Genomic DNA, 10257 nt, shown 5'->3' with positions numbered 1-10257 from the left:
TCTCAGAGCAATTAAAAATATTAAGCACGAATCATCCAGACCGCTCAAACCAATTGATTCAATCTAAACATGTGAACATAAAGGAGTTGTCTGCTTTTGCCGAAAATCACTTTGAAGTTTTACAAGACGTGGTTAAAAGAGGAGGATTAATTGATTTTATTGCAACTGGAGCATTACATCTTGAACAATTATTAGAGGTATTTTACGACAAAGAACATATGCAACATTTATGGGGTGTAGTCAAGGATTCTTTATTAAGTCATGATATAAGTTTCGATCAGCTTTTAGCTATACAAAATGATAAAATGGATGCTATGCATTCTTTTAAAACAACGCAAGAGTTGGCAAGTTATGTTACAAATATCGTTGGAGATATGGACCATGATACATGTTCATGGTTTCAATAAACAATTTATTGAAAATCATATTTTTCAATATTTTCAGCCATGTTCACCTTTTTTGCCCCCCTTGGAGATCCTCAACTTTTGGGAAGAAGAAAAGTTATTTTTCAGTACCACCCGCTCCGCCATCTGCGCGTCGCTCGCTACAGCGCGATTGCGGAGCAAGAAGCGATGTAAGCGTTAGAGGAACGAATGCCCACGCTTAGCTCTTAGGGGGGTGAAGGAGGGTTAGTAAATGAATGATATTTTCCAGTTTAGTATATGTATTACATTTATTTTCTTAGAACTATCCAACCATACAACTTATACTGGATATACTAATAACCTTACACAACGACTATAATACCACAACTCTAGTCTTGTTAAATCCACAAAACCTTATCTTCCAGTTAAGCTTAAGTCTTATATTGCTGTTTGGAACGCAAGCTGTTGCTCTAAGTCTAGAGAAATACTTCAAATCTGGATCAGGTCGTGACTTTGCTCAAAAACGCTTCCGGTAACTTTCTAAACCAGTCATTTGCCCATTCTACCCAAGTTTTTATAAAACCAAAGTGAGACGATTTATACTCTACAGGCAGATTAACACCTAAATGTTTCAATATATAGTGAACATAAGCTCCACATCAATCAAATTTTTTATGTATATCTTTAAAACTTTGATCTTTGGTAATCAGATATTTCCTGATTGTAGATAAGTACTTTTCATTATCTGCATTACCTTGGCATTCATTTTTAGCAAGTGTAACGATTTTATTTCTCATTAAATTATAATATTTTGTTCGGTTTAATAGATACAATACATGTCTTTTTAAGGTTCTGTTGCATCTACTTAACTATAGTCAATTTTCTACAGAGAATCTAGAAAATACTGTGTATTAAGCTACTATTGAAAAAAATAGATATCTTATTTCTGCTTAATTAAAGCATAGAACTCTTTAATTATTGCAAGTGAATATATTTTTGCCACTAAGTCAATAAATTTTGGACAATCTATTACCGCACTACGATCAGCTTTATCAGATATTATCCTAATAACAGTAAAAGGCACCTTATAATCTTTGCAAACTTGAGCCACTGCAGCACCTTCCATTTCCACTGCTAATAAATCAGGCATTTCTTCTCTTATTTGTTTGGTCTTTTGGCTACTAGTAATAACTTGATCACCTGAAGCTATTTTGCCATAACACACTTTAGGTGTAACGATTTTAAACTTATCTAAGGCTGCTTTATCTATAAAAGAATTAATGTTTCTAGCAAATCCATTTGCCGCTGTTAACGCTTTCTGAGTTAGCTCTACATCAGTTTGGAAAAATACATCTTTAGTTAGTGGTATCTGATACTTTTCAAAAAATGGCTGAGCATCTACATCATGTTGATATAATTCCTTAGCTATTATTATATCCCCAATATTTAAATCACTACTAATTGCTCCCGCTACCCCTGTGAAAATTATACAATCCACATCAAAGCAAGTTATTAAATTGGTGGCGGTGATACTGCTTGCAACTTTTCCCCATCTAGAAAAGGAAACAACTGTTTCAATCCCATATAAACTACCGGATACAAACTCTCTATCACCAATTATTTCACTCTTTTTAGAAAATAAATTGTCTTGAACATATACTACCTCTTCAGGCATAGAACCCATTATTCCAATACGCATATTTTCTCACTATTATTAGCTTTAAAGAATTGTATCTTACATTATAGCTATAAAAAAGTAAATCTGGATTATTAATGCAGTAAAGCAGCGCTAAATAAGGATACTGAGAGCCTCTGCTTTGTAAATTCAAATAATCACAAATTAACCAATGACGTCGAAACTCCTTCAGCCTCTCTGTCCTGAGTCCTACGCCTTCTGTGTATAGATTTATTGCTTTGAGTCTTTACTCAATTGAATACTATCATACAACTTTGCACTATAATAAAATACCCTCATTTAGCATGACCTTAATATCTGCAAATCAAACCTTGACAAATAATTAATAAATTAATACACTTATGTTGCCACTTCTTGATGCGATAAATATTTAAATTTTATTTTATAAGGATAATCAAATGTATACTAGACACGCCATATCAACATTCATTGGATACACTGCAATGAAAGTCACTAATCTAGCTTTTAGCAATATAAATGATAGAGAAACTACAGAAAACAATGAATTTGCTAAGATGCTGTCTAGTTATGAAAATTTAAATACAATGGATTTGCTTTCAAAACTTGATGATAATTGTCGTAACATAGAAAGCCCTAGAAGCGAGCAAGGACAAGAGTTAATAAGCAACTTTTGTGAAAATAATTTACCAGAAGATACATGCACTTCTAATTTAAAGTATTATATTACCACTTATTGTGAGAATATGAATAATATAAATAACAAACTTCATGATGCAGACATTACATCTAAGTTAGTAGGTGTATCTGGATTTTTAATTGCAGAACTTATGATGGATTAAAAGATATCCCTTATAGTTGCTCTTTCACTTGCTTTTTTTTGACAAAGCTAATTCTAATGATAAATATAATGATACTTTCATGACAAATAATAAAGAATTATACGAAGGATAAAATTTTATTATCCACAAAGACATTGGCAACCATTATGGATCTAATACTTGGAAAAAAGACAATGAATCGGTTATGTATCCATATTGCCAAGAATGCGTAAAGTTTAGTAATTAGAGCTCACTTAACTATTGAGGCCTCGCCTGATGGAAAGGCCTTAACCTCTCCACCTCCCAACTCCAACAACAAATTCCCCTCTTCGTTTATTCCTTTAGCAATTCCTGAAAATTCACCATCATTAAGTTTGATAGACTTATTATATAAAGAATCTATTTTCTGCCATTGATGAATAAAGTCTCTTAGTCCATATTTCTCAAATTGCTCAAGATAGAAATTCAAATTATGAATAAGTGCAACAGCCAAATTATTTCTATCTATATATTTCCCCGTAATTTTTCTAAGAGAACTCCATTTCTGGGTAATATTATTATTTTCATCTTCCAACATATTAACATTAATAGCTAAGCCTATTATAACCAATGCCCCTCCTTTATTCCCAACTTGAGCTTCTATGATATTCCCCATAAGTTTATGACCTTCATACATTCCATCATTAGGCCATTTAAGCATTATATTATCAGATATGCCAATCTCTTTAATAGCATCTAACATCGCCATGCTTACCACCAGACTTAAACCACTGAGCTCACTTAAATCTTTCCTAAGTGATCTACTATAAGACATATAGATATTCTGACCAAAAGGAGAATACCAAAACCTTCTCTTCCTACTCCCTCTACCACCAGACTGAGTTTCAGCAAAACAAACTCTTATCTTATCTTGTGATAATTTATTTCTAAGATAAGTATTGGTGGAATCAATATTTTCTAACACTTCAATGATAATATTAGAATTAGCTATTTTTTTATTAATCAACTCTTGATTAAGTAATAATAAATTTTCTTTCAAAATAACTCCTTGTAGTTTTAAGAACTTAGATTTTCAATGGAAGTATAATCATAAGCCTCTATCTTTACAAGATTATATAAATATGCTACATCTTAAGAGACCAGTTGTTAATGGAATCTAAATGATAAATAAAATTTTCTTGCCATCTTATATTAGCAAATTTACCGATAAATATTTGAAATATATCATAATTGCGATGCTAGCGTTTCTAACAGCTGGAATATATTATGGTTTCTTTGAATCTCCTGTGGATTATCAGCAGGGAGAATATGTGAGAATAATGTATGTTCATGTTCCATCTGCATGGATGAGTTTAGGAATTTATACTCTGATGGCAATTGCAAGTTTTGTTTATTTAGTATGGAATAACCCAGTATTTGATTTAATTTCTAAATCTTCAGCGCCTATTGGAACAGTCTTTTGCTTTATAACTTTATATACTGGTTCTTTCTGGGGGAAACCAATTTGGGGAACCTGGTGGGTGTGGGATGCAAGACTCACTTCAATGTTAATTTTATTTTTCTTCTATATAGGATATTTAGTTTTATCTAATTTAACCGAAGATAAAAGAAATAATAAAGCACCTGCTGCCCTTGCAATTTTAGGGATAATTAATGTGCCTATTGTAAAATTCTCTGTTAATCTATGGAATAGTCTCCATCAACCAGCCAGCGTTTTTAAGCTTTCAGGGCCTAGCATCCATATTTCCATGCTTATCCCTTTGATGCTAATGTTTATGGCTTTTATTCTATATTTTAAAGCTAATTTGTTAATTATCTTAAAAAGAAAATTCATAGAATATAAAATAACCCGCAAAGATATAAACTAATTCTCTGTTAATTGATTGATAATATAATTAAGAACTAATCTGCCTTTTTCACTAGCATAAAGAAAATTATTCTCAAACTTCAGATATTGACTATCAAGCAACCAATTTAGTTTATCCGCATTTAATGCTTCTAAAAACTTGTGCCCTGTTTTGCTAATAAAATCTTGCTGATTTATTCCCTCTCTTAATCTTAGTCCCATCAATAATATTTCACAAATCCTCTCCTCTAAAGTAAGATCAATTGCACTTTGAATGGGACTTTGCCCTTCTAAAACTTTGTTAAGCCAATTCTCTGGATGATATATGCTATGAATGGCTTTATTATGTATTCTACCATGGGCACCAGGACCTATTCCTAGAAACTCATCATATTTCCAATAAACAATATTATGCCTACATTCTTCCCCATTTCTTGCATGATTGGATATTTCATATGCAGGCAGACCTGCATCATTCATAATATCCTGAGTTTTAGAATAAAAATCTTTAGCCAATTCTTCATTAGGAATTTGAAACTTATTTTTTTGATATAAACTATAAAATGGAGTTCCCTTCTCTATTGTTAATTGATAGAGGGATAAATGACTTCCTGCTAATTTAAGCGCTTGAGACAATTCCTTCTCCCAGGAACTTAAACTTTGCTTGGGCAAGGCATAAATAAGATCAAAAGAATATCTAGCAAAATTTTCTTTTGCAATTTCAATAGCTTCTATAGCTTCATTAACGCTGTGCTCCCTTCCTAAGAATTTTAAATCATCTGAATTGAGAGATTGAATCCCTAATGATACTCTATTAATTCCTGCATTAGAAAAACTTTTAAACTTGCTGCTTTCAACAGAAGTTGGATTAGCCTCTAAGGTAATTTCTACATTAGAATCCATAGTAGAAACACTAGATAGCTTCTGAATTATATTTTCAACGATAAAACTTGGCATTAAAGATGGAGTACCACCACCAAAAAATATTGAAACTATGTTCTTGTTAGATAAATATTCTTTATTATTCTCAATCTCTTTAAGATAAGCCTCATTCCATTTTTGTTGCTCAATATTCTCGCGCACATGGCTATTAAAATCACAATAAGGGCACTTACTCTTACAAAATGGCCAATGGATATAAATAGCTATGTTTTGCATTAGAAACAATGCTCAATAAATTTTTTAAATGCTAAAGAGCGATGGCTTAGCTTATTCTTTTCTTCTGGAGCCATTTCACTCAGTCTTTTGTTATATCCATTTAATGTGAATATGGGATCATAACCAAATCCATGCATGCCAATTGCAGGAAAAGAGACTATCCCATCAATCCTGCCTTCAAAGTCTTCTATTATTCCGTCTGGATGCCATAATGACAACGCACAGGTAAAAAAAGCAGGGCTGGTTTTTAAATCTTTTTCGGCCAACATTTTTTCAATTTTATCAAAAGCTATAGTAAAATCTTTATCAGGCCCTGCAATCCTTGCAGAATACACACCTGGGAATCCACCCAATTCTTCAATCGATATTCCTGAATCATCCGCTAAAGCTGGAAGACTTAATCTCTTACCATAATATGCTGCTTTTAGCCTGGCATTGCCAATAAAAGTGGCCTCTGTTTCTTCTGGCTCCTCAACATCAAAATCAGTTATTGAAAAAATCTCTATTCCGTATGGATCTAATAAAGATTTTATTTCTCTAACCTTACCTGGATTATTGCTGGCAATTAAAAGTTTATCATAAGGAAATTTACTACTCATAGTATCGAGCTCTATCTTTAAATTTATGTTAGATATTGATAACTTTTATAGAAGAAGTTGTCAATAAATGTGTTATTATAGAACGATCTAGTTTTCTTGTAACATCATCTTTAATTTATGCAATGGACCAGCGAAGCGATTATTATTAAACAACAGCAATTTAATGATGATAAATTGCTATGTTGGTTATTTAGTTCAAACCATGGTGTATATAAAGGTCTTCTTAGCTTAAATAAAAAAACTCGCAATCAAGTTCAGCTTGGTAATATTGTTCACGCCACTTGGCGCGCAAGACTTGAAGAACATTTAGGAAGCTACTATTGCGAATTATTGCGCCCCCTTTCTATGGCTGTTATAAATGATAAGCTAAAACTAAATTCGGTTCTAAGTCTTTGCTCAATACTCAGCACCTGTTTGCCTGAAAGAACTTTAGAATCAAAAATATATGATGATAGTATAAGTTACCTATTAAGTTTAAAAGATCATGAGCACTGGCTTACTGAATACATAAAACTAGAGCTATCTATTCTCCAAGAATTAGGGTATGGACTTAGCCTTGATGCTTGTGCTGATACTGGCTCAAAGGAAGATCTATATTATATTTCACCAAGAACAGGAAGAGCCGTTAGCAGATCCTCGGGAGAACCATATCACGATAAACTTCTTTTATTGCCATCTTTTCTAATAAATGAAACAGCGGCAAGTGAGCAAGATATTAAAAATGCACTAAAAATCAATAAACATTTTATCTATAAAACATTCTACCAACCACATTCTAAAGAAATTCCACAAGCAAGAATTAGATTCACGGAGTTATTATTATGAACAAAGCTTTATCTAAAATTATTTGGCAATCAAAAGATGGATTATCTCTTCAATCTTTTACAGGAGAAAAAGCAAAAAAATATCTTAAACAAATTGCTAATATAAGAATTACCATGTTCAAAGAATTTCCTTATCTTTATAAAGGCAGTCTCGAATATGAGGAAGAATATCTAAATGTATATTTCAACTCTAAGAATAGCATCATATTACTAGTATTAGATGGCGATAAAGTGGTGGGATTCTCTAACTCTATCCCCCTTAAAGAAGAAATGGAAGAAGTTAAAGCTCCCTTCATTAAAAATAAGATAGATATAAGCAAATATCTTTATGTTGGTGAAATGATGATTAAAGAAAAATATCGTAATAAGGGTTTAAGTAATATTATAGCTAAATATCACGAACAATGTGCTAAAGATAGAAACTATACAAATATAACTTTCATGACCGTAATACGCCCTAATGATCATCCTTTAAAACCAGAAAACTATCGTCCTCTTGAACCTTTATGGAAAGCTTTAGGGTGTAACCCACTTAAAGAAATAAAAATAAAATTTTCTTGGAAGCAAGTTGACAAAGATATACCACAAGAAAACCAATTGGCTGTCTGGTCAAAAAAGCTTGGCTAATACAGACAAAATTTATACTATTTCGTCGTATCCTTCTCTATGAATCAATAACATTTCTGAATAAGCTATACGTCCACTGTAATACATTATTGGTAAAGAAGCGCCTACAAAAAAACCTGTGGTTATCCCCAGCGTCACCTCGCCAACAATTTCTTTCAAATAATCTAAAGTCTCTTCAGGTTCTTCATTATTAATCCAAAAACATCTATTATCTGTTGTATAGCAAGAAATAATCCCTATATCTAACATAAAAGGAGCAACCACACCTAGTACTCCAGCAAAATGCTTTGCTTTATGTGAACTACAAATATTCATTATATTATTCTAATTCTATTAGATCTTGACCAACATTCACTAAATCATCAACTTTGAAATGAATTTTAACAACTTTAGCTTTCTTAGTGGCATATATAATATTTTCCATTTTCATAGCTTCCACTAACATCAATTCTTGTCCCTGCTTCACTTCATCGCCCTCAGAAACTTTAATATCCACTATTTTACCAGAAATTGGAGCTTCTATAACAGAATCTGCTAAACTATCATTATTCTTAACCCTCATATATTGCTCTAGTTCTGCTACTCTTGGTAATCTAACCTTAGCATTAACTGTAACACCAGAGTGACTCAAAGTATAACCTGTATAATTACTAGATACTTTTACATTCACTGCTCTTTCATCAATAATACCATGAAATAAAGGATTACCTAATTGCCAAGTGCTTCTTACTGTAATTCTAGTATTTTCAAAACGAACAAGATATCCATCATCTACTGGCCTAATGAAAATTGGATATAAATTATCTCCAATACTAACAACCCAACGAGTGCTAACCTGCTTATCTTTTCCTTTAACTTGACCAGGTATTGTGGCCTCTCTTATCATCTTACTCATATGCATATGAACAACTGCAGCTAAAAACACTTTAGTTGTTTCTGAAGTTAAGTCTGCTCCAAGAAACCCATCTGGATATTGTTTGTCTATAAAGCTTGTAGAAATATCACATTCAACAAAACTAGGATTAGCCATAATAGCTTCTAAAAAGCTTATATTATGAGATACTCCTTTAATTACAAAAGCACCCAAAGCAGATCTCATTTCTTCAATAGCTTCAATACGAGTTGGAGCATAAGTACAAAGCTTTGCAATCATAGAGTCATAGAACATACTCACTTCATGCCCCGCTTTAACTCCACTATCAACCCTAATTTTATCAGATGCAACTGGCTCTTGATATTCACTTATTCTACCACTAGATGGTAAGAATCCACGAGTAGGATCCTCTGAGCAAATTCTTGACTCTATCGCTGAACCTGTAAGTTTAATATCTTCTTGAGTGAATGGTAATTTCTTGCCCGCAGCAATATTAACCATCTGTTCAACTATATCAATTCCTGTGACCAATTCTGTTACACAATGCTCAACTTGAAGACGAGTGTTCATTTCTAAAAAGAAGAAGTTTTGATTCTGATCCATAATAAACTCAACCGTACCAGCTGAAACATATTTAACCAATTCACATAATCTTTTTGATTCTTCATACATTTTTTGTCTGGTTTCTTCACTAATGAAACCACTTGGCGCCTCTTCAATAACTTTCTGGTGATGGCGCTGAATTGAACATTCTCTTTCTCCAAGGCAAACAACATTGCCAAATTTATCAGCTAAAACCTGTATTTCAATATGTCTAGGGTCTTCAACAAAACGCTCAATAAATATTCTATTATCACTAAAACTATTTGCAGCCTCACGCTTAGCAGAATTTAAAGCCTCTTCTAATCCATCAAGATTCCTTACAACTCGCATACCACGTCCACCACCGCCAGCAGCAGCCTTGATAATTACTGGAAAACCTATCTCTTCTGCTAGAGATTTTGCATGATCTAAACCATCTATCTCACCTAAAAAACCTGGAACAGTACTAACTTTAGCAGCCTGAGCCATTTTTTTAGCTTCAATCTTATCACCCATCATTTTTATCACTTTAGCAGATGGCCCAATAAGAGCAACTCCTTCTCTATGAAGGGCTTTAGCAAAATCAGAGTTCTCTGATAAAAATCCATAACCTGGATGAACTGCTTGAGCACCAGATTTTTGTATGGCAGACATAATTTGAGGTATTGACAAATAACTTTTAGTGGCCGGTGAAGGACCAATATATACAGCTTCATCAGCAAATTGAACATGCAAAGAATTAGTATCAGCTTCAGAATAAACTCCCACTGTTTTAATCCCCATACTCTTTAGAGTGCGCATAATACGCAAGGCAATTTCCCCTCTATTAGCTACTAAAACTTTTTCAAACATCGTTAACGACCCATAATTTATTTTTTATAATCCAGACAAGATTATGTATTATGTG

The 10257-nt window shown here is 32.8% G+C and carries 11 protein-coding genes; 5 read left to right on the top strand and 6 right to left on the bottom strand.

The features are described from left to right. Positions 1-407, top strand: a 407-nt coding sequence (locus tag N4A31_01795; GenBank protein MCT4634967.1) for a hypothetical protein, incomplete at its 5' end; no start/stop codon positions are given. An 898-nt stretch (positions 408-1305) separates the two neighbouring features. On the opposite strand, the gene N4A31_01790 is transcribed toward N4A31_01795, so the two are convergent. Further along, a complete protein-coding gene (locus N4A31_01790; protein MCT4634966.1) occupies positions 1306-2064 on the bottom strand; it encodes a 5'-methylthioadenosine/adenosylhomocysteine nucleosidase in 759 nt (252 codons plus the stop codon). A gap of 395 nt (positions 2065-2459) precedes the next feature. Here N4A31_01790 and N4A31_01785 point away from each other — a divergent pair, with 395 nt between their 5' ends. After that, on the top strand, positions 2460-2861 hold the full coding sequence (locus N4A31_01785) for a hypothetical protein (GenBank protein MCT4634965.1): 402 nt from the start codon (positions 2460-2462) through the stop codon (positions 2859-2861). Positions 2862-3090: 229 nt separating this feature from the next. Here N4A31_01785 and N4A31_01780 read toward each other — a convergent pair whose 3' ends face one another. Continuing rightward, a complete protein-coding gene (locus tag N4A31_01780; protein MCT4634964.1) occupies positions 3091-3879 on the bottom strand; it encodes a biotin--[acetyl-CoA-carboxylase] ligase in 789 nt (262 codons plus the stop codon). Between the two features lie 121 nt (positions 3880-4000). Here N4A31_01780 and N4A31_01775 point away from each other — a divergent pair, with 121 nt between their 5' ends. Next, positions 4001-4708 carry a heme ABC transporter permease gene (locus N4A31_01775; protein MCT4634963.1) on the top strand — a complete coding sequence of 236 codons (708 nt, stop codon included), beginning with the start codon at positions 4001-4003 and terminating at the stop codon, positions 4706-4708. Here N4A31_01775 and hemW read toward each other — a convergent pair. Further along, positions 4705-5844 (bottom strand): radical SAM family heme chaperone HemW, encoded by a 1140-nt coding sequence (gene hemW, locus N4A31_01770; GenBank protein MCT4634962.1) that lies wholly within the window; start codon positions 5842-5844, stop codon positions 4705-4707. The genes N4A31_01775 and hemW overlap by 4 nt on opposite strands. Beyond that, positions 5844-6443 carry an RdgB/HAM1 family non-canonical purine NTP pyrophosphatase gene (gene rdgB, locus N4A31_01765; protein MCT4634961.1) on the bottom strand — a complete coding sequence of 200 codons (600 nt, stop codon included), beginning with the start codon at positions 6441-6443 and terminating at the stop codon, positions 5844-5846. The genes hemW and rdgB overlap by 1 nt, the downstream gene beginning before the upstream one ends. A gap of 117 nt (positions 6444-6560) precedes the next feature. Here rdgB and recO point away from each other — a divergent pair, with 117 nt between their 5' ends. Together recO and N4A31_01755 are read left to right on the top strand one after the other, a co-directional pair. Beyond that, a complete protein-coding gene (gene recO, locus N4A31_01760) occupies positions 6561-7268 on the top strand; it encodes a DNA repair protein RecO (GenBank protein ID MCT4634960.1) in 708 nt (235 codons plus the stop codon). Beyond that, positions 7265-7894 (top strand): GNAT family N-acetyltransferase, encoded by a 630-nt coding sequence (locus tag N4A31_01755; GenBank protein ID MCT4634959.1) that lies wholly within the window; start codon positions 7265-7267, stop codon positions 7892-7894. The genes recO and N4A31_01755 overlap by 4 nt, the downstream gene beginning before the upstream one ends. A gap of 12 nt (positions 7895-7906) precedes the next feature. Here the strand turns inward: N4A31_01755 and N4A31_01750 are convergent, their stop codons facing one another. Together N4A31_01750 and N4A31_01745 are read right to left on the bottom strand one after the other, a co-directional pair. After that, positions 7907-8209: a hypothetical protein gene (locus N4A31_01750; protein ID MCT4634958.1), complete on the bottom strand. Its 303-nt coding sequence runs from the start codon at positions 8207-8209 to the stop codon at positions 7907-7909. A gap of 4 nt (positions 8210-8213) precedes the next feature. Continuing rightward, the gene (locus N4A31_01745; GenBank protein ID MCT4634957.1) at positions 8214-10202 is read right to left on the bottom strand and encodes an acetyl/propionyl/methylcrotonyl-CoA carboxylase subunit alpha; all 1989 of its coding nucleotides are present in this window, start codon (positions 10200-10202) and stop codon (positions 8214-8216) included. Positions 10203-10257: the final 55 nt, after the last annotated feature.

Source organism: Rickettsiales bacterium (assembly GCA_025210695.1).
GTDB lineage: Bacteria > Pseudomonadota > Alphaproteobacteria > Rickettsiales > CANDYO01 > CANDYO01.
Note: the sequence above shows the minus strand (reverse complement) of the source record. Positions and strands in the feature narration are given on the sequence as shown.

What these genes read in the sequence shown, in the direction of transcription:
- N4A31_01745 (MCT4634957.1), bottom strand. Translation starts at nt 10,202, where the DNA reads ATGTTTGAAAAAGTTTTAGTAGCTAATAGAGGGGAAATTGCCTTGCGT.
- rdgB (MCT4634961.1), bottom strand. Translation starts at nt 6,443, where the DNA reads ATGAGTAGTAAATTTCCTTATGATAAACTTTTAATTGCCAGCAATAAT.
- recO (MCT4634960.1), top strand. Translation starts at nt 6,561, where the DNA reads ATGCAATGGACCAGCGAAGCGATTATTATTAAACAACAGCAATTTAAT.
- hemW (MCT4634962.1), bottom strand. Translation starts at nt 5,844, where the DNA reads ATGCAAAACATAGCTATTTATATCCATTGGCCATTTTGTAAGAGTAAG.
- N4A31_01785 (MCT4634965.1), top strand. Translation starts at nt 2,460, where the DNA reads ATGTATACTAGACACGCCATATCAACATTCATTGGATACACTGCAATG.
- N4A31_01775 (MCT4634963.1), top strand. Translation starts at nt 4,001, where the DNA reads ATGATAAATAAAATTTTCTTGCCATCTTATATTAGCAAATTTACCGAT.
- N4A31_01750 (MCT4634958.1), bottom strand. Translation starts at nt 8,209, where the DNA reads ATGAATATTTGTAGTTCACATAAAGCAAAGCATTTTGCTGGAGTACTA.
- N4A31_01790 (MCT4634966.1), bottom strand. Translation starts at nt 2,064, where the DNA reads ATGCGTATTGGAATAATGGGTTCTATGCCTGAAGAGGTAGTATATGTT.
- N4A31_01755 (MCT4634959.1), top strand. Translation starts at nt 7,265, where the DNA reads ATGAACAAAGCTTTATCTAAAATTATTTGGCAATCAAAAGATGGATTA.